Origin of the sequence: Pseudomonas matsuisoli (genome assembly GCF_014647635.1) — a bacterium.
GTDB lineage: Bacteria > Pseudomonadota > Gammaproteobacteria > Pseudomonadales > Pseudomonadaceae > Pseudomonas_P > Pseudomonas_P matsuisoli.
The window spans coordinates 464,596-483,279 of sequence record NZ_BMPO01000003.1; the positions used below are offsets into that span (position 1 = coordinate 464,596).

An 18,684-nucleotide genomic window follows, 5' to 3' on the forward strand; every position below is an offset into this window, starting at 1 on the left:
GCAACAGACTCGGTCACCGGCCACCTGCCCGCTGAACCGGGCAGACGCGTGCGTGAGCCTAATCCGTGATCATCGGCAGCTTGAGACCTTGCGCCTTGGCGCAGTCGATCGCGATGTCATACCCCGCATCGGCGTGCCGCATGACGCCGGTCCCGGGATCGTTGTGCAGCACCCGCGCGATCCGTTCGGCCGCCTCATCGGTACCATCGCAGACGATCACCATGCCGGCGTGCTGCGAGAAGCCCATACCGACGCCGCCGCCATGGTGCAGCGACACCCAGGTCGCCCCACTGGCGGTATTGAGCAGCGCATTCAGCAATGCCCAGTCAGACACGGCGTCCGAACCATCCCGCATGCCTTCGGTTTCCCGGTTGGGGCTGGCCACCGAGCCGGAATCGAGATGATCGCGGCCAATCACGACCGGTGCCTTCAGCTCGCCACTGCGCACCATCTCGTTGAAGGCCAGCCCAAGCTTCGCCCGCTGACCCAGGCCAACCCAACAGATGCGCGCGGGCAGCCCCTGGAAGCGAATACGTTCGCGAGCCATATCTAACCAGTTGTGCAGATGGGCGTCGTCAGGGATGAGTGCCTTGACCTTGGCGTCGGTTCGGTAGATGTCTTCGGGATCACCTGACAGGGCCGCCCAGCGGAACGGGCCGATTCCCCGGCAGAACAGGGGGCGGATGTAGGCAGGTACGAAGCCGGGAAAGTCGAACGCGTCCGTGACGCCCTCTTCTTTCGCCATCTGCCGGATGTTGTTGCCGTAGTCGAAGGTCGGCACGCCCATGCGTGTGAAAGCAAGCATGGCTTCCACATGGCGCGCCATGGATTGTTTGGCTGCCTTGACCACTGCAGCGGGTTCGGATTTGCTGCGGGCGCGGTAGTCGTCCCAGGTCCAGCCACTCGGCAAATAGCCGTTGAGCGGATCATGCGCACTGGTCTGGTCGGTCACCATGTCTGGGCGGACGCCGCGTTCGACCAATTCCGGCAGGAGGTCCGCGGCATTGCCGTGCAGTGCGATGGAAACCGCCCTGCCTTCGGCGGTATAGCGCGCAAGGCGGGCGAGCGCGTCGTCCAGGTCTGCGGCCTGTTCGTCGACGTAGCCGGTCTTCAAGCGGAAGTCGATACGACTCTGCTGACATTCGATGTTCAACGAACTCGCCCCCGCCAAGCTCGCCGCCAGTGGCTGCGCGCCGCCCATGCCACCCAATCCGGCCGTGAGCACCCAACGGCCTTTGAGGTTACCGCCATAGTGCTGGCGGCCAGCTTCGACGAAGGTTTCGTAAGTGCCCTGCACGATGCCTTGGCTGCCAATGTAGATCCACGAACCCGCTGTCATCTGGCCGTACATCATCAGGCCCTTGGCATCAAGTTCGTTGAAATGCTCCCAGGTGGCCCAGTGCGGTACGAGATTGGAGTTGGCGATAAGGACACGAGGCGCGTTGGCGTGCGTCTTGAATATTCCTACGGGCTTGCCGGATTGCACCAGCAGCGTTTCGTCCGCCTCCAGAGATTTGAGCGACGCCACAATGGCATCGAAGCATTCCCAGTTGCGTGCCGCTCGGCCAATGCCGCCATACACCACCAACTCGTTGGGATTTTCTGCGACCTCAGGATCGAGGTTATTCATCAACATTCGCAGCGGTGCTTCAGTCAGCCAGCTCTTGGCTGTTAGCTCCGAACCTCGCGGTGCACGGATGACAATGTCGCGGAAACGAGTCGGTGATGACATGAGCAATCTCCTGAAGGCGATCCTGTACGAACTTGTATGTACAAGTTAAGCAGAGATAGCTCCGCCTGGATAGGGCCGGTCGCGGGGGTGACGCGTGTAGTCATGTGTAACGTGCGCCTTGTGGCGGTATGGCTAGCCGACCGCTGTGGACGCCTGCGCGGGTTGCACCCGCCCTACAAGAGCAAGTGCTTTATGCAGATCGTCCTTCACGTACCGGCGCTCACCGATCCGTAGGGCGGGTGTAACCCGCGGCTTTAGCTGTCCACCGGAGACACCTGACCAGCTGCGGATGACACCCGCGCGGGTTGCACCCGCCCTGCGGGAGCTCAAGCTTCACATAGCCGAGCGAAGAAGCGGCTGAACGCGTCTTCGCCTTCTACCGGGCAACACCCTGCCATCACGGCTATTGCCAATCCCAATGCCGAACTATGCGGAGTATGGCCACTACCGCCGTCGGCCCGCAGGTCGAGCACCAGCGTTGGGCAGCAGAAGACCGCCAGGCGCATCACGCGCTCCCAGTCTGTCGGCAACCAGCCGCGGGCGCGCAATTCGGTCAACAGTGGTCGCCAGTAGTGTTCGGTCTTGTCGTCGAGAAACGCGGCGCGTAGTGGTGTGAGCGCCCAGTCGTGATCCACATGAATGCGGCCCTCATCGAGGCGGACATTTACTTGATAGTGCGTCTCTACCCGATGTGGTTCGTACAGCCACAGCGGGTGCGCAAAGATGTTGTGGAACGTCGCTTTGATTTCCGCGAGAAGCGCGGGAATCTGCCGCCCCGCGAACGCGGGGTCGAAGCTGACCAATTGCGGCGTTTCGCCATCCGCCTCGTACCAGACATTCGCGTTGTGGGCGTCACCGTGGGCTGTCACCGCCCCGTGATCCGCAAGCGCTGCCGGAAGCAGACGTATTCCGGCTTCAGCGAACAGCTCGCCGAGCGTGGACGCGTAGGGAACGCCATTGACGACCCACTGCAACGATGCCAGCCGCTCCCATTCCACCTCGACACCTGGAAAACGGAAGTGCTGCCCCACATAGAACCGAGCGACACGACCGCCAAAACCTGGGGTTGCCCCTTCCGATACCAATCGATGATGGAACAGCTGGTGGACCGGCTCGCGGCAAACCTTCTCAACTTCCGCCGGCACCAGTGAACGCAAGGCACCGGCGACGCCCTCTTCGTCGAAATGCTGCTGCGCCTCGACCACGGGCGCCATTTCGCTCCAGGCTGCGCGCGCTTCGATATCGCGGCACACGTCCGCCAGGCGGCTATCGGCGCGAAGGGCATACAGGAGGATCTGCCGCCCTGGCTCGCCACAGGCGAACAGCGGCACATCCACGCGGTAACCCGCTTCGCGCAGCAGCTCGGCGTTGTAATACTCCTCGATGGTCTTATCCTCGCCTTCTTCGTTGTGATACTTGAAGAACAGCGTACGGCCATCAGTCAGGCTGACCCGGCCGTTGAGGGAGTTGAGGCTGTACTGGTCGCGATTGATGGCAAGGTCCGTCGCCTCGCCTCCCACCACTTCGCCAACCAGTTGCATCAATTTTGCGCGGGCGCCGTCCCAGTCACCCGCGCGGGCCAATGTTCGCGCCTGGGCAGCCAAGGGTTCGGACGATCGTGTCATGACATTCACTCTAAAAAAGTTCGAGGGTCAGATGCTGGCGAGGTAGCCACCATCGACGTAGAGCACCTGCCCAGTGATGTAAGCCGCCGCGGGCGAGCAGAGAAAAACGACGCTGCCAGCCAGATCGCGCAGGTCACCGAAGCGACCCAGGGGAATCTTGCCGCGCATCCGCTCGCACCAGTCGGCGTCCTGATAAAAGACGTCGGTCAAGTCCGTGTGGAAATAGCCTGGGCCGATGCCGTTGACGCGCACACCCAATGGCGCCCATTCCGTCGCGAGCGCTCGGGTCATACCGGCCAGGCCGGATTTCGACGCCCCGTACGGCACCGCGCCAGGCACGCCCACTTCGCTGGTGAGCGAACAGAGATTGACGATACTGCCGCCGTTCGGCATGAGCTTCATCGCTGCCTGAGCGCAAAAGAACGCGCCCTTGAGATTGGTATCGACGATACGGTCCCAGGTGGCTTCGTCCAGTTCGGCCGACGGCTTCACCTGTTCGATGCCTGCATTGTTGATCAGGATATCCAGCTGCCCTTCCTGCGCTTCGATGGCTGCGAACGCTGCCGCGCGGGACGCGGAATCGGCCACGTCCATAGGGATGACCGCGCAATGGCCACCCGCACCGGCGATAGCTGCATGAACCTCGGTCAAGGCGGAGGTATCTCGCCCTGCTAACAACACCCGAGCACCCGCGCCCGCGAGCGCTTCGGCCAATGCGCGACCGATGCCCCGCGAGGCGCCCGTCACCAACGCGACGCGGCCCTGTAGGGAAAACGTGGACAGTACGTCGTTCATGTCACCTCCGGGCATTCAGGGCTTGATGATGGTTTTCAGAGTCCCGGCCTCACCGCGGGAAAGAATCTGATACGCCGCTGGAACATCCTCCAGCGTGATCGGATCAGAAATCAGCCGTGCCAGTTTCTCCGCCAAGCGCGGCAGCAGCTCGACGGCCTGGCGCTGTTCGTCGCGGAATACGCTGCAGCCCACCAGATCGATCTCCCGCTCCACCAACGCATTGGTATTCACGGTCGGGCTGCCATGGAAGAGCCCCACCAGAGCAATCCGGCCACCTGCCCCAACCGCATCGATCAGTTGCGCCAACACGGCACCGGATCCGGTCGCCTCGATGCAGAAACGTGGCTCGATACCGCCACAGGCTTCACGGATCACGTCACGGTCGAGCGCTACAGGTTCGACGCCCGCTACATCACGCAGTAGCGCCGCTCGCGTTTCGTTGCGCTCAATGAGAAACACCGGGCGGCCATCCAGCTCTCGCAACAACAACGCCGCCAGGCCGCCAATGGGGCCGCCGCCCGCGATCAATACCGGTTCGCCGGGCGCCGCAGCCAGGCGATTGAGGACGCGCAAGGCCACGCCCAAGGGCTCGGCAAGCGCAGCGACTTCGGCCGGCACCGATGCCGGCACCTTGAGGAGCCGGTGCATTGGCTGCAACGATTGCTCAGCGAAGCCACCATCGCAGACTTCACCAACGAATCCCATGCGCCGGCACAGATTGCCTTCGCCGCCCCGGCAATGATCACACTCGCCGCAATTAGCGCGCGAATCCACAACCACCTGGTCGCCCACGGCGAACCCGCTGACGCCCTCGCCCAACGCGATGATCTCGCCGCAGAATTCATGGCCTGGTGTCACCGGCAACTCGGCGATCCATTGGCCCGTGTGGAAATTGTGCAGATCGGACCCACAAATACCGGCCGCCCGGACGCCGAGCAGCGCGAAGCCCGGCGGCGGATTGCCGGGCGCATCGATATTTTCGCAGCGCAGGTCGCCGACACCATGGAAGCGGATGGCACGCATGCGGCTCTCCTCCCCTCAGGGTTTGTTCTTGTTCAGGATCTCATGCCGTTTCGACGACACCGCCTGTGCATGGCCGCTGAAGCCTTCGTACAAGGCAAAGCCGTGTGCCTTGTCCGCCAGCGCCTGGTAGCCCGAACGGGTCACGTAACCGACAGAGATCCGCTTCATGTAGTCGAAGACCGACAGCGGGCCTGCGGTTTTCGCAGCACCCCCGGTAGGCAGCACGGCATTGGGGCCAAGGACGAAGTTGCCCAGCGTGACCGGCGTGTAGTTGCCCAGCAGGATTTCACCCGCGTTACGGATACGCGGCAGTACCGCCATCGGCTCCTCGGCCAAAATCTCCAGGTGCTCCGGTGCGTATTCGTTGACGAACTCGATGGCGGTGTCGAAGTCCTTCGTCAAAACGATGCCGCCGTGCTTGCCGCACAGTACCGCCTGGGAAAACTCGATGCGCTTGGGTTCCAGCCCCTTCCAATGCTCCGGCAGCGCCGCGATGGCCGCTTCCGCAACCTTGCGGCTGTTGGTAACGAGATACGCCGAGGAATCGGGGCCATGTTCGGACTCGATGATCAAGTCCAGCGCCGCCAATGCACCGTCGACGGTTTCGTCCGCAAGAATGATGACTTCGCTCGGACCTGCCGGTACGCCGGGGTCGATCAAACCGGAGAGCTGGCGCTTCGCAGCGACGACCCAAGGGCTGCCGGGGCCGACGATCTTCAGGCACTTGGGCACGGTTTCGGTGCCATAGGCCACGGCTGCCACGCCCTGTGCGCCGCCACATTTGTAGATTTCCTTGATGCCGACAATCCGTGCGGCCACCAGCGTGGCGTCGTCTACTTTTCCATCCGGGCCAGGTGGCGTGATCACCACCGGGCGTGGCACACCGGCCACGATCGCGGGAATGGTGGTCATCAGGAACACGCTGGGGAACGAACCCTTGCCACGCGGCACGTAGCAGGCGACGGAATCGATCGGCACATGGCGGTCCCCGGCGAACGCGCCCGGGCGCACTTCCTTCATCCACATTTCCTCAGGCTTTTGCGCCTCGTGGAATACGCGGATGTTCTCAGCGGCGAAGCGAATGGACTCGATGACGTCCGGATCGAGCCGGGCGAAAGCCGCTTCGAACTCGCTCTCTTCAGCACGAATCGCCATATGCGCGGCATCGACCCTGTCGAAATCACGGGCAAATCGTTGCAGCGCCGCATCGCCTTCGGTACGCACCGCCTCGATGATGGGCTTCACCTTCTCGACGAAAAAGGACAGGTCCGCCTCGGTGCGCTGGAACAGCGCTTCGGGCAGCGCATCAACATTGCTCAGGTCGTGAAAGGTAGGCTGGCTCATACAGGTGTCTCCTGAGTCTGCTCTCGAATCGAACGCAGCACGCGACGCTGCAGGTCGATGAATTCGGGGGTGCCAGTAATGTCTTCGTGGCGCGGCCTTGGCAGCGGCACGTCGTAGGTGCGTTTGATATGGCCCATGCCCATCACCACGATGCGGTCAGACAGGTAGACAGCTTCCTCGACGTCATGGGTCACGAACATCACCGTCAGTCGGTGGGCTTCCCAGACCTGAGTCAGCAGCTCCTGCATTTGCCGCCTAGTCATGGCGTCGAGCGCACCGAAAGGCTCGTCCATCAGCAGGATCTTCGGTCGATACGACAGCGCCCGGGCAATGGCGACGCGCTGCTTCATGCCGCCGGACAATTCGTTCGGATAGGCATCGGCCGCATCGCTGAGGTTGACTAGGGCAAGGTGCTCGTCGGCAATGGCGCGGCACTCGGCGCCACTTTTGCCCGCAGCTTTGAGCGCGAATTCGATGTTCTGTCGGGCGGTGAGCCAGGGCAGCAAGGTGTAGGACTGGAACACCACACCACGGTCACGCCCGGCACCGGTAATCGGCTCGCCGTCGACGGCCACAAGGCCGGCGTCATAGTCCTCGAGGCCCGCAGCGATGGACAGCAGCGTGCTCTTGCCGCAGCCCGAGGTGCCGACAACGGACACGAATTCGTTATCCGCCAAGGTCAGGTCGATCTTCCGAAGTACCTGTTTGCGTTGCTTACCCGTGGCGAAGCTCTTGTCCAGACCGGTGATTTCCAAGGTACTCATGGGCGTCTCCGGTTATAGCGGAACAGCACTTTTTCAGCGGCCCGCATGGCTTGGTCGCTCACCAGCCCCAGCACGCCGAGCAACAGGATGTAGGCGATGATCGTGTCGGTCTGGAAGAAACGCTGCGACACGGTGATGCGATAGCCAAGGCCGGAGGTCGCGGCGACGAGTTCGGCGAGCACCAACCAGGTCCATGCCCAACCGAGGCTGATGCGCAAGGCGTCCCAGATACCCGGGAATGCGCTGGGCAGAACGATCTTCACCAGAATCTTGCGGTCTGGCATGCCGAGCGTACGCCCCAGGCCAATGAAGTCGCCCGGCACGCGTTTGACCGCGTCCATCACCATCAGCACCTGCTGGAAAAAGGTGCCGATCCAGATAATCAGGAATTTCTGGAAGTCGCCGGTACCGCTCCAGAGAATGGTCAGCGGTACGAACGCCACCACCGGCATGTAGCGGATGAAATCCACAAGCGGTTCGACCGACGCTTTCCAAAAGCCATAACAGCCGGCCAGCACACCGATGACGATGGACATGGCCGACGACACCAGGAAGGCCACACTGATGCGATAGAGGCTTACTTGCAGATCGGCCCAGAGCGTGCCATCGGCCGCCAGCTTCATCAGCCGCGCCCAAACGGCATCAGGTGTTGGCATGAAAATCTTCGGTATCGCACCGCTGGCCGTGGCAACCCACCAGACCAGCGCCAATATGACGAAAACGCCGATAGCGATGCAGAGATAGCCGCGACGCCCCGGCTGCCGGCCGATGACGAAAAGGTTGCCGCGCTTGCGTGGCGGCGAGACGGAAGGCGTGTTACGAGCCGGCGCGTTCTGCACGGAACTCATCGGTACTCCAGAAGTGTTCGGGTGAGGCAATTCCGGAGCCCTGAGGCCCCGGAACGTTTACGCAAGAGGATCGAAAATCAACGGGTGGCTTCGACGAAGCGCGCATCGATCATTTGTTCGGGGGTCACGGCTTGTTGCACGAGTCCGGCTTCGGTACCGGCCTTGAGCACGTGCGCAAACGTTTCCTTGGAGAAGCTGCCACTCAGGTGCTGCTGGTTGTCCTCGAGCGTGTAGTACTGCACGCCATCGAATGCGGCTTCGAGTTCCTCCAGGGACGCGCCCACCGCCTTGGCGATGATCCCGCGGGATTCGGCCGTATTCGCGTTGTAGTGGTCCACGGACGCCTGCCAGGTCTTGATCAACGCCAGGATTTGACCGGGCTTCTGCTCCAATACCTCGTCGCGAACAACGAACACGTCGCTGACGATGCCCGGATCGTCCTTGCCGGTGTAGACCATGTTGACGTCCGCATTCTGCTGCTTGGCCATGGTCAGGTACGGCTCGTAGGTAATGGCGACCGGCACCTGGCCCGCGATCAGCGCCGCCCCAGCGTTGCTCGCCGGCATCGGCACGGGCTGGATATCGCTCATGCTCATGCCGTTGGCGGTCAGTGCGCTGTGCAGCAGGATGTCACTCGTGGTGCCTTCTTCGAACGCGACCTGCTTGCCTTTGAGATCCTTCACCGACTTGATGTCGGGCGAGGCGATGATGGCATCGGCGGTATTGCTCTGATCTAGTACCAGGACAATCTTCACCGGCAGGCCTGCCGCGACCATGCCCATGGCCGTGTGCGTGGCGATGTTCGCGGCATCGATCTGGCCGCTAGCCAACGCGGCATTGATGTCCTTGTCTTCGTTGAAGTTGATGACCTCGACCTTTTCCAAGCCCTGTTTCTCGAACAGTCCCTTCTCCGCAGCGACATGCCACAGGCCATAACCCAGCCAGGGCTCGATGCCCATCTTGAATGTTCCGGCTTCGGGCTTGCTGTCCGCCGTCGGCGCAGCGGCCATTGCGGCGCCTGCGGCCACCAGCGCGCACGCGCCCATCAGGTTGCGAATTCCGTTCTTCAGCATCTGGCTCATGGTGCTCCTCATAGCGTGATGGAGGGGGTGTTCCATTAGGTGCGGCTCGTTCGAGGGCACCTCTAAAAACTACCTGCGTTATCAGCGCTGCGTTAAAAACCCACTCAAATGCTCATTTACCACTCGTAAACTGCGCTTTTTCGCGTGTTTTTGCCTTGCGCTGATTGCCTCGGCTACGTTTTTAGAGGTGCCCTCTATGTCGAGTTTCGCGCGATCTCGGGCGGCGAAGTGTACTCATTCCGCCGGCCCTGTGGGTCATGAAGCGTTCTGCTTGCGATAGGACATCGAGGCATCGATCCGGCCGAGGATGTAGTCGCCGGCCGAAACGGGCGGATAGATGCAGTCGGCTTCGGCCACGCCCAGATCGCGCGGGTCGACCAACGCGCCATAGGTGGGATCGAAGAAGGTCGCAATGGAGTAGCGCTCATGGCCAGAACGATTGACGACGCGGTGCAGGGTCGAACGGAACCGATCATTCGACCAGCGCCCCAGCAGGTCGCCCACATTGATCACAAGGCTCCCCGGTACCGGCGTCGCGTCGATCCATTGATTCGTGCCGAGCTCGCGCACCTGCAAACCACCGCTGTCATCCTGATGGAGCAAGGTGATGCAACCGTAGTCGGTATGCGGCGCGACGCCGAACTGATCGGCTTCGGCCTGGGCCGGATGAGGGGGGTAATAGACCATCTGCGTACGCTGCAGGCGTTTGGTGTACTTATCGACAAAGAAGTCTTCGTCGATGCCCAGACCCACAGCGACCGCTCGCAGCAGATCCGCACCGGTACGGCCCATTTCCTCGTAGTAACGGTAGAGCACATCCTGCAACTCGGGCATGAACGCCGGCCACTGGTTGGGGCCACGCAACGCCTCGCCTGCGAGCACCGCTGGATCGTCTTCCGGCAACTCGAGGCCAATGCTGAAGAATTCTTTGTGGTCGGGCTTGGTCGCTTCGTACATCAAGGCACCGCCAAGCATATGGAACCCACGGTGCCGTTTGTTCACCGCGACTTCTCGTTTGGTCTCGACGGGATACGCAAAGAAGGTGCGCGCTGCTTCCATCGCTCGATCAATGACCGTTTGCGGTGTCCCGTGATTGACGATGTAGAAAAAACCGATCGTCTCGCAGGCCTCGCGAATGGCAGCGCCGGCCCGGCGCACGCTCGCTTCGTCGCGCTCGCGCACACCGGCCATATCGATGAGTGGGATGGAAAGGCTCATGTCAGCTCCTCAGCAGGCGGACGTATCGCATCGACGAACGTAGCCCTAGTAAAGATGAACAGGTATATACAAGTAAGCACGTTCTATGCCGCGCACTGAAACTGCCGTAGATGATTCCGTATGGGCTCATCCAAGGCAACGGCAGACTTCCGGTGCCTGCCCTTACGCATGACGACCGGCATCGAGCCGGAGAGCGGCAAACGGCGCCAAGTACTGCGCCCGCGACGCGATGGGACCAACGCGTAAAGCGCACCAAGGTAACCCGCCCGCGTTTCTTTCGGTGCACGCCGGTAGTCGCGCCGGGTGCTGATTTGCGCATTTCAGTAACCCTTCTGGGTAATGCACGGCGCTTTTCAGGGCCTTTTCTCTTGGCGCATTATTTGCCTAGCCTGTATATACAGGCACAAACATCCGAACCGGGAACTCCGCCATGACGACCGAACTCATCCTGCAACCGGGCCACCTATCTCTGGCACAACTACGCCGCGTTTTTTACGAACAGCCGTCGATCACGCTCGATCCGGCTTGTCATGCGGACATCTACGCCAGTGCGCAGACGGTGAGCCGGATTCTGGAGGGCGACCGCACGGTTTATGGCATCAACACCGGGTTCGGTCTGCTTGCGCGCACCTCCATCCCCCACGAATCGCTGGCCACGCTGCAACGCAACCTGATCCTGTCGCATTGCACCGGCACGGGTCCGCTGCTGGATGACGCATCGGTCGGCTTGATCATGGCGCTGAAGGTCACCTCGCTTGCACGGGGGTTTTCCGGGGTCCGATACGAGATCATCGAGGCACTCACCCGCCTCTACAATGCGCGGGTGTTTCCCTGCATCCCCTCGCAGGGTTCCGTGGGCGCATCCGGCGATCTCGCGCCCCTTGCGCACATGTCATCCGTCCTCTTGGGCGTGGGCACCGTTCGCCATGACGGTCGAGAGATCAGCGCCGTGGATGGCCTGACCATCGCGGGCCTTGCGCCCATCACGCTGGGGCCGAAGGAAGGCCTTGCCCTGATCAATGGCACCCAGGTCTCCACCGCCCTCGCGCTGCGCGGCCTGTTCGCCAGCGAACGTCTGTTCAGCGCCGCCGTTGTCGCGGGCAGCCTCACGGTAGAGGCACTCAAAGGGTCGTATACGCCGTTCGATTCACGCATCCAGGCCGTTCGTGGCCAGCCGGGCCAGATTGCCGTTGCGGCGTTCTATCGAGACTTGCTGGAAGAGAGTGAAATCCATCTCTCGCACATTGACTGCAAACGGGTGCAAGACCCCTACTCCCTGCGTTGCCAGCCGCAAGTCATGGGCGCCTGCCTGGATCACCTGCGCTTCGCGGCGGGCGTTTTCCTACGTGAAGCCAATGCCGTTTCAGACAACCCCCTGGTGTTTTCCGCAGACGGCGATGTGCTCTCGGGCGGCAACTTCCATGCAGAGCCCGTCGCCATGGCGTCCGACGTCCTGGCGCTGGCCATCGCCGAGATCGGTGCGTTATCGGAGCGGCGCATTGCGCAACTGGTCGACCCGGCGCTCTCAGGACTGCCCGCGTTCCTGGTCAAGGAGGGCGGGCTCAATTCCGGCTTCATGATTGCCCAGGTCACCAGCGCGGCCCTGGCCTCCGAGAACAAGACCCTCGCCCACCCCGCCTCCATCGACAGCCTGCCCACGTCGGCCAATCAGGAAGATCACGTATCGATGGCAACCTTCGCCGCCCGCCGACTGCTCGACATGGCTGGCAACAGCTCCGCCGTGGTCGCGATCGAACTACTGGGCGCTGCGCAAGGCGTCGACCTGCATCTACCGCTGCAAACCACGCCACCGTTGAAGGCCGCCATCGCAATGATTCGAGCAGAAGTGCCGCACTACGATCAGGATCGTTATTTCGCACCCGATATCGCGGCCGCACGGCGCTGGGTTGAGGACGGCGCGTTTCTCCAATGGCTGCCTGCCGAATCGCTGTACGAGTGATAAGCTTCGCGCCTTTCGGTCGGCGCATACAGGGCAATGGGGTCGAGAAGGCAGCCGCCTTCGGTTGAGGGCCTACGCCGGGTATGCGAACGACCCCTGCACCTGCACGGATTCGCCATGCGCCGCTACTACACCGGAACCGACTTCCGCCGCACCCGCAGCATTCCAGAGCTGGCTGAACTCGCACGTCGACGTTTGCCGCATTTCGCCTGGGAATACGTCGCCGGTGGCGCGGAGGAAGAGATCACCCTGCGCCGTAACCGGGAGGGCTTCGCCGAGATTGGTTTGAAACCGCGCACACTGGTGCCCTGCACGACACCGGATACCCAAACGACGCTCTTCGGCACGCCTCTGTCGGCGCCGCTGATGATCGGCCCGACGGGCTACAACGCCATGCTCTGGCGAGATGCGGACGAGCATCTGGCGCGCGCAGCGCACGCGCGCGGACTGCCCTTCGGGCTCAGTACGGTGGCGACCGGCTCGCTGGAAAGTGTTTCGCGCGCCGCTCCGGACGGTGACCTCTGGTTTCAGCTGTATTGCCTGCGGGATGCAACGATCCAGGAAGCGCTGCTCGCCCGCGCCGAGGCGGTCGGGGTTCGCACGCTGATGCTCACCTCCGATGCCGTCCTGCTCGGCAACCGCGAATGGGATAAGCGCAACTTCGAACGTCCCCAAAAGCTGACCCTGCGCAACAAGCTCGATGTGCTTCGCCACCCCCGTTGGGTACGCCAGGCGCTATGGCCCCAGGGTATGCCGAGCATGGGCAACCTCAACCCATACTTGCCGCCCGACGCCCGCAATGCCGCCGGCGCTGCGCACTTTATCGGTGCGCAAATGGACACCGCATTGAGCTGGGATAACGTCGCCCGGCTGCGCGACCGCTGGAACGGCAATCTGCTCCTCAAAGGCGTCCTGCACCCGGCGGACGCCGAACGCGCCAACGCGTTGGGCCTCGACGGCATCGTCGTCACCAACCACGGCGGACGCCAGCTCGACGGCGCACCCGCCAGTATCGATGTCCTGCCGGCCATTGCCGCCGCCGTGAGCGGTCGGATGACAGTGCTACTGGACGGTGGCATCCGTCGCGGCACCGACATTCTCAAAGCACGCGCCTTGGGTGCCGATGCCGTGTTACTGGGCCGCGCCACACTTTACGGGCTCGCGGTCGGCGGTGAAGCCGGCGCCGGTCACGCACTTGATCTGCTCATTCAGGAACTACGCCTGGCCATGAACCTGCTTGGCTGCCCCGACCTTGCTTCCCTGGATGCATCCTGGCTGTACCGCCAAGGCCAATCCCCCTATCCGATGGACCCTGAACCATGACCGATCTGCACGAGACCCTCGGAGCGCTGCGCATTGCCTTGGGCGATGACGCTGTCTTAACTGGGGACACGATCAATCCACGCCACCACAGTGATTGGACTTATCACCAGCCTGCCTGCCCCGCTGCATTATTGCTGCCGCGCGATACCGCAGGGGTCGCAGCGGCGCTACGCATCTGTAATGAGCGTGGGCAGAGCGTCGTGCCCCAGGGCGGCATGACAGGGTTAGCCGGAGGGAGCACGCCGCGTGCAACGGATATCGCACTCTCGCTACAGCGCCTGACCGGGATCGAAGACATCGACCCAGCGGCCATGACCCTGACCGTGCGCGCCGGCACCACGCTGGAAAACATCCAGCTCGCGGCGGCGGACGCAGGTTTGCTGTTTCCACTCGACCTGGGTGCGCGCGGCTCCTGCCAAATCGGTGGCAACATCGCGACGAATGCGGGGGGAAACGCGGTCATTCGCTACGGCATGACGCGTGATCTGGTACTCGGATTGGAAGTGGTCCTCGCGGATGGTCGCGTGCTCAACCTGCTGAACAAAATGCAGAAGAACAACACCGGCTATGACCTGAAACAGTGCTTCATCGGCTCGGAGGGCACCCTTGGGGTGATTACCCGTGCGGTCCTCAAGCTCGTCCCACCGCCAGGGCCGGTCGCCACGATGCTCTGCGCCCTGCCCGACTACGCCAGCGCGGTCGCCTTGTTGCGCCGTATCCAGCGCGAGCTGGGCACCCCTCAAGCCTACGAAGTGATGTGGCAGGATTTCTATCGCACGGGTGTTTCCTGGCTAGAGAAGCCGATTGCGCCATTGGACGACAGCCATCCGCTCTTCGTGCTGTGCGACCTCGATGCACCGGCGCAGGCGCTAGAAGCGGTCATGGAGCAGGCATTCGAAGCCGGGGAAGCGCTGGATGCCGTGCAGGCAAGTTCGCACGCCCAAGCGCGGGCGCTATGGAAAATCCGCGAGGCGACGGGCGAGTTTCCCACACGGCTCAAACCCCTGAACTTCGACGTCAGCGTCCCTATTGCCGACATCGGCACCTGCGTCGAGCGCTGCCGTGCGCGTATCGACGCGCGCTGGCCCGGCAACCGAAGTGTTTACTTCGGGCATATCGGCGACAGCAACCTGCACCTGAGCGTGGACTTAAACTCCGTACCGGATGCCGATCCTCACGAGATCGAGGAAACGGTGTTCGCCGTGGTCGGCGAATTGTCCGGTTCAGTCTCCGCTGAACACGGAATCGGCGTATTGAAAAAGCCTTACCTGCACCACTCTGTGACGGCAGACGCGCTGGACGCGATGGCCGCGCTCAAAGCCGCTTTCGATCCAAAAGGCATTCTCAACCCTGGCAAAGTGCTGGGCTGAGCCCATAAACCGGCATGGCACGCTAACTGCTTCGTGCCAGGCAGCAAATAACCGAATAAAAGGAGCTACCCATGATCCGCCGAAGCCTGCTGGCCAAGACCCTTAGCGGCCTGTGCGCCGCCACCCTACTCTCGTTTTCATCCGTGGCAGCGCATGCTGACCAACTCGCCGATGTAAAGAAGGCAGGCGAACTGGTCGTCGGCACCGAACTGCAATTCGCCCCGTTCGATTTTCTCGAAGGGGGTAAGCAGACCGGCCTGAACAAGGACTTGTTCGCCGAGATCGGCAAGGAACTCGGGGTAAAGGTACGCTTCATCGATCTGCCCTGGCCCAGCGTGCTGCCTGGGCTGGAAGCGAAGAATTTCGATATGGTCGCCGGCCCTATCATCGTGACCCAGGCGCGCAAGGCGCGTTACCAGTTCACCACGCCCATCGCCGAAGCGACCGTCGCGTTGCTGACAAGCGCCCGCAAGGACGACGTCGCCAAGCCCGAAGACATCGCGGGCAAGACCGTTGGCGCGGGCAAGGGCTCGGCGCAGCTCGAGGAACTCAAGGCGTTCGCCGCAACGCTTCCGGAGAAGGTGACAATCCGCGAATACGTGGATAACAACCAGGCTTATGCCGACCTCGCCGCGGGCCGCGTTCAGGCCGTCGCTAACTCGCTACCGAACATTTCCTACGTTGCCGCACAGCGTTCGGCGGTCTTCAAGGTGGTGCAGCCGCCCTTTGGCAAGAAGGCTTACTTCGCTTACCTCGGCCGCAAGGACGACGATGCCGCCAGCCTGATCCAGGCAATTGACGGTGCCATGAAGAAGATCAAGGACAGCGGCCGTCTTGCCGAACTCCAGAAGAAATGGCTGGGTGCGGAAATGGATGTTCCTACTGGAGACTTCGAGCCCAGCTGGTAAGGGGAAAACGGCGGGCTGCGCGTCAGGTGATCCGCCCTATGGCTGCCTGTTCGGCCAGAGCGCTTAAGCTTTAAATTTGTGGGAGCGGGCCATGCCCGCGATTCGCGGGCATGGCCCGCTCCCACAGGAAGAACGTCTTAGCTGTCACACCCAATCGTTCAAGGTTTCACCCCTGTGGCCAGTAAGACGGGAGCCGTCAACTCGACCCGCCCGTCGACGGCAATCTCATCCACAATGGCCAGGATCGCACTGTCCAGACGCGCGCGGGTTGCCACGTCCGCCGCGGCATACGGTCCCATGAAAGGATGGAGCTCGCTGAGTTCATCCAAATAAGCGTCGCCCGCAGGGCCTTCCCACACGAACCCCAAGGTTTCGACGGCTACGCTGACCAATCCCGCTTCGTGCATGGCACCCGCCAGTCGCTCGGGATCTGCCAAAGCGGTGAAGCCCGCGGGCGGCATCGGCGAAGGACGATCCGGGAATGCCCTGCGCAATGCTTCGGCCATGATGACGAACGGTCCACCACCCGGCGGCGTGCGCCATGTGGCGACCACAGCCGTGCCGCCGGATTTCAAGATGCGCGCTTGCTCCGACAACCCGCGCTGCCAGTCGTCGAAGAAGAGCGTGCCGAGGATCGATACCGCGGCATCGAAGCTCTGATCCTCGAAGGCCAGTTTTTGGCCGTCCATATGCCATACCTCTGCCTTTGGGAAGGGCGCCAGCCGTTCGGTCAAGAGGTCGACCATCCCCGGCGCGATATCGATGGCGGTCACCGCCGCACCGGCATGCGCGGCGGGCACGCTGAACGCGCCTGAGCCTGCCGCGATGTCCAGCAGCCGAGTGCTTCGATCGACGGTTCCGACGCGCGCGAGCGCCGCAACCGAAATTGGCGCAGTGATACGAGTTGCCACTTTCTCGTAGGCTTGCGCAAAGGCAAGTGTCATGTGGGAGTGCTCCGCGCACGCGTAGGCCCCTGGAAGCCATGGCTGCGGATGGGCAGAGCGATCTCTTCGAGTGGGTTCGGTCATCGTCCGGTTCCTATGTTCTCCAGCGCACGTGACGAGAGAGCGCCAGGCAGCGAACTCTCCCGGAGCATACCGGGGCGCACGCAATACCCCTTTCGACTCGATGAGTGGCCCCGACTCTGTCAGTGGTTCACCCGCTGCTAACCGCCTCCGCCTGCATCCCGCCAAAGACGGGTGCAACCGTCGGGCGCGGAGCGCTTCTTGCATCGTCCACGGGTACCGATGCGGAAAAAGCCCTGTCCTTTCGGCACATTCCCCCGCAGTCATGGGAGAATGCCGCGCCACGCGCGTAGGCCGTGGTGCACACCCCTGCTCGAGCCACTTCCATTCGAGGTTTGATTCACCTGATGTTCGATTGGCCCACCTTTCTGGAAAGCCTCCCACTCATGGCGCAAGCGCTGGTGGTTACGCTGCAGACCTCGCTGGTCGGGCTAGCCTTCGGCTTCGTGATCGGGATCGCTGTGGCAAGCATGCGACTTTCGCCAACGCCACTGCTGCGTCGCCTGGGCGGGGCTTACATTTTCGTGTTTCGCGGCGTACCACTTCTGGTACAGCTGTTGTTCATCTACTACCTGTTGCCCCGTATCGGGCTGCCGAACATTCCCCCCATAGGCGCGGCCATCATCGGTTTGGCGCTGGCGTCCGGCGCCTACATCGCGGAAATCTTTCGGGGTGGCTTCCTGGCGATTCCCCACGGCCAGCTCGAGGCGGCCAACCTGCTAGGCCTTTCGCCCTGGCAGACCCTGACACGCATCAAGGTGCCGCAGGCCATTCGCCTGACATTACCGGCCCTCGTGAACGAGATGATTCTGCTGATCAAGGCCTCCTCACTGGTATCGGTGGTGGGCCTGGCTGACCTGACCCGGGTGGCGCAGAACCTGGCCGCGAGCAATTACCTGTTCCTGCAAACGTATCTGGTACTGGCCCTGTTCTATTGCCTGATCAACATCCCTCTAGCCGGTCTCGGCAGCCTCTTGGAGCGCCGGCTCGGGAGGTCTGCATGATGTTCGATGTATCGATCATTACCGACCGCGTCGAGCCGATCCTCCATGGCCTGCTGGTAACCTTCCAAACCTGGTTCGCGGGCGTGCTGATCGGCCTGGTACTCGGCCTCGGTATCGCGGTGCTGCAGCTGTTCGGCGGCCGCTGGCTGCGCATCCCGCTGCGGATGTTCATCGAAGTCATCCGCGCCACGCCCTTCCTCGTATTGCTGTTTCTGCTCTACTACGGCGGCCCGGAATTCGGATTGTCGCTGGAGCCCATCACCGCCGGCATTTTGGGTATGGGGGTGTATGGCAGCGTTTACTTCGCGGAAATATTCCGCGGCGGGTTCCAATCCGTACCGAAAGGGCACGTGGAAGCCGCCGAGTGCCTCGGGATGGGGCGTTGGCAGTGCATCTGGCGAGTGCAATTGCCGCAGATGCTGGTGATCATCCTGCCGGCACTGGTGAATATGATCACCATCCTCTGCAAGGAAACGGCGGTGCTCTCCATCATTACCATTCCCGAACTAACGATGGTGCTGACCGGCATTGGCTCGGAAACCTTCGCCTTCGTCGAAACGTTGCTGGTGCTCTGCATCGGTTACCTGATCCTGATCGAACTCAGCTCGCGTCTCGGCCTTTGGCTGGAACGGCGCGTCGGCCGCTTTCTGGTTCGCAGCTGAG

16 protein-coding genes are annotated in these 18,684 nt (G+C 62.3%); 6 read left to right on the forward strand and 10 right to left on the reverse strand.

Annotation, left to right across the window (positions count from 1 at the left end; translation table 11 throughout):
• Positions 1-58: 58 nt before the first annotated feature.
• The 9 genes from hutU to IEY47_RS08555 all read right to left on the reverse strand — a co-directional run bounded on the left by hutU (position 59) and on the right by IEY47_RS08555 (position 10,431).
• Positions 59-1,732 (reverse strand): urocanate hydratase, encoded by a 1,674-nt coding sequence (gene hutU, locus IEY47_RS08515; RefSeq protein WP_188982771.1) that lies wholly within the window; start codon positions 1,730-1,732, stop codon positions 59-61.
• Between the two features lie 326 nt (positions 1,733-2,058).
• A complete protein-coding gene (locus IEY47_RS08520; RefSeq protein WP_188982772.1) occupies positions 2,059-3,357 on the reverse strand; it encodes a hypothetical protein in 1,299 nt (432 codons plus the stop codon).
• Positions 3,358-3,384: 27 nt separating this feature from the next.
• The gene (locus IEY47_RS08525; RefSeq protein WP_188982773.1) at positions 3,385-4,152 is read right to left on the reverse strand and encodes an SDR family NAD(P)-dependent oxidoreductase; all 768 of its coding nucleotides are present in this window, start codon (positions 4,150-4,152) and stop codon (positions 3,385-3,387) included.
• A gap of 15 nt (positions 4,153-4,167) precedes the next feature.
• Positions 4,168-5,175: a zinc-dependent alcohol dehydrogenase gene (locus IEY47_RS08530; protein WP_188982774.1), complete on the reverse strand. Its 1,008-nt coding sequence runs from the start codon at positions 5,173-5,175 to the stop codon at positions 4,168-4,170.
• Between the two features lie 15 nt (positions 5,176-5,190).
• A complete protein-coding gene (gene hisD / locus IEY47_RS08535) occupies positions 5,191-6,519 on the reverse strand; it encodes a histidinol dehydrogenase (protein ID WP_188982775.1) in 1,329 nt (442 codons plus the stop codon).
• Positions 6,516-7,283 carry an ABC transporter ATP-binding protein gene (locus IEY47_RS08540; protein WP_188982776.1) on the reverse strand — a complete coding sequence of 256 codons (768 nt, stop codon included), beginning with the start codon at positions 7,281-7,283 and terminating at the stop codon, positions 6,516-6,518. Before IEY47_RS08540 ends, hisD begins: the two co-directional genes overlap by 4 nt.
• Positions 7,280-8,131 carry an ABC transporter permease gene (locus tag IEY47_RS08545; RefSeq protein ID WP_188982777.1) on the reverse strand — a complete coding sequence of 284 codons (852 nt, stop codon included), beginning with the start codon at positions 8,129-8,131 and terminating at the stop codon, positions 7,280-7,282. Before IEY47_RS08545 ends, IEY47_RS08540 begins: the two co-directional genes overlap by 4 nt.
• 77 nt (positions 8,132-8,208) lie before the next feature.
• Positions 8,209-9,213 (reverse strand): ABC transporter substrate-binding protein, encoded by a 1,005-nt coding sequence (locus IEY47_RS08550; protein WP_188982778.1) that lies wholly within the window; start codon positions 9,211-9,213, stop codon positions 8,209-8,211.
• A gap of 255 nt (positions 9,214-9,468) precedes the next feature.
• Positions 9,469-10,431, reverse strand: a complete 963-nt coding sequence (locus tag IEY47_RS08555) for an isopenicillin N synthase family dioxygenase (protein ID WP_188982779.1) — start codon at positions 10,429-10,431, stop codon at positions 9,469-9,471.
• A gap of 430 nt (positions 10,432-10,861) precedes the next feature.
• Here IEY47_RS08555 and hutH point away from each other — a divergent pair, with 430 nt between their 5' ends.
• From hutH to IEY47_RS08575, 4 genes are all read left to right on the forward strand, one after another.
• On the forward strand, positions 10,862-12,391 hold the full coding sequence (gene hutH, locus IEY47_RS08560; RefSeq protein WP_188982780.1) for a histidine ammonia-lyase: 1,530 nt from the start codon (positions 10,862-10,864) through the stop codon (positions 12,389-12,391).
• 117 nt (positions 12,392-12,508) lie between these two features.
• Complete coding sequence (locus IEY47_RS08565; protein ID WP_188982781.1) at positions 12,509-13,714, forward strand: alpha-hydroxy acid oxidase; 1,206 nt, start codon at positions 12,509-12,511, stop codon at positions 13,712-13,714.
• Positions 13,711-15,084, forward strand: a complete 1,374-nt coding sequence (locus tag IEY47_RS08570) for an FAD-binding oxidoreductase (protein ID WP_188982782.1) — start codon at positions 13,711-13,713, stop codon at positions 15,082-15,084. The genes IEY47_RS08565 and IEY47_RS08570 overlap by 4 nt, the downstream gene beginning before the upstream one ends.
• Before the next feature lie 71 nt (positions 15,085-15,155).
• A complete protein-coding gene (locus IEY47_RS08575; RefSeq protein WP_188982783.1) occupies positions 15,156-15,992 on the forward strand; it encodes a transporter substrate-binding domain-containing protein in 837 nt (278 codons plus the stop codon).
• Between the two features lie 158 nt (positions 15,993-16,150).
• Here the strand turns inward: IEY47_RS08575 and IEY47_RS08580 are convergent, their stop codons facing one another.
• Positions 16,151-16,936, reverse strand: coding sequence for a class I SAM-dependent methyltransferase (locus IEY47_RS08580; protein ID WP_188982784.1), 786 nt, complete (start codon positions 16,934-16,936; stop codon positions 16,151-16,153).
• A 428-nt stretch (positions 16,937-17,364) separates the two neighbouring features.
• On the opposite strand from IEY47_RS08580, the gene IEY47_RS08585 reads away from it, so the two are divergent.
• Positions 17,365-18,021 (forward strand): amino acid ABC transporter permease, encoded by a 657-nt coding sequence (locus IEY47_RS08585; RefSeq protein WP_188982785.1) that lies wholly within the window; start codon positions 17,365-17,367, stop codon positions 18,019-18,021.
• Entirely contained in the window at positions 18,018-18,683 is a 666-nt protein-coding gene (locus IEY47_RS08590; protein ID WP_188982786.1) for an amino acid ABC transporter permease, read from the forward strand. Before IEY47_RS08585 ends, IEY47_RS08590 begins: the two co-directional genes overlap by 4 nt.
• Position 18,684: the final 1 nt, after the last annotated feature.

Coding starts and splice junctions, on each gene's coding strand:
- hutU (WP_188982771.1), bottom strand. CDS start 1,732: ATGTCATCACCGACTCGTTTCCGCGACATTGTCATCCGTGCACCGCGA.
- IEY47_RS08520 (WP_188982772.1), bottom strand. CDS start 3,357: ATGACACGATCGTCCGAACCCTTGGCTGCCCAGGCGCGAACATTGGCC.
- IEY47_RS08525 (WP_188982773.1), bottom strand. CDS start 4,152: ATGAACGACGTACTGTCCACGTTTTCCCTACAGGGCCGCGTCGCGTTG.
- IEY47_RS08530 (WP_188982774.1), bottom strand. CDS start 5,175: ATGCGTGCCATCCGCTTCCATGGTGTCGGCGACCTGCGCTGCGAAAAT.
- hisD (WP_188982775.1), bottom strand. CDS start 6,519: ATGAGCCAGCCTACCTTTCACGACCTGAGCAATGTTGATGCGCTGCCC.
- IEY47_RS08540 (WP_188982776.1), bottom strand. CDS start 7,283: ATGAGTACCTTGGAAATCACCGGTCTGGACAAGAGCTTCGCCACGGGT.
- IEY47_RS08545 (WP_188982777.1), bottom strand. CDS start 8,131: ATGAGTTCCGTGCAGAACGCGCCGGCTCGTAACACGCCTTCCGTCTCG.
- IEY47_RS08550 (WP_188982778.1), bottom strand. CDS start 9,213: ATGAGCCAGATGCTGAAGAACGGAATTCGCAACCTGATGGGCGCGTGC.
- IEY47_RS08555 (WP_188982779.1), bottom strand. CDS start 10,431: ATGAGCCTTTCCATCCCACTCATCGATATGGCCGGTGTGCGCGAGCGC.
- hutH (WP_188982780.1), top strand. CDS start 10,862: ATGACGACCGAACTCATCCTGCAACCGGGCCACCTATCTCTGGCACAA.
- IEY47_RS08565 (WP_188982781.1), top strand. CDS start 12,509: ATGCGCCGCTACTACACCGGAACCGACTTCCGCCGCACCCGCAGCATT.
- IEY47_RS08570 (WP_188982782.1), top strand. CDS start 13,711: ATGACCGATCTGCACGAGACCCTCGGAGCGCTGCGCATTGCCTTGGGC.
- IEY47_RS08575 (WP_188982783.1), top strand. CDS start 15,156: ATGATCCGCCGAAGCCTGCTGGCCAAGACCCTTAGCGGCCTGTGCGCC.
- IEY47_RS08580 (WP_188982784.1), bottom strand. CDS start 16,936: ATGACACTTGCCTTTGCGCAAGCCTACGAGAAAGTGGCAACTCGTATC.
- IEY47_RS08585 (WP_188982785.1), top strand. CDS start 17,365: ATGTTCGATTGGCCCACCTTTCTGGAAAGCCTCCCACTCATGGCGCAA.
- IEY47_RS08590 (WP_188982786.1), top strand. CDS start 18,018: ATGATGTTCGATGTATCGATCATTACCGACCGCGTCGAGCCGATCCTC.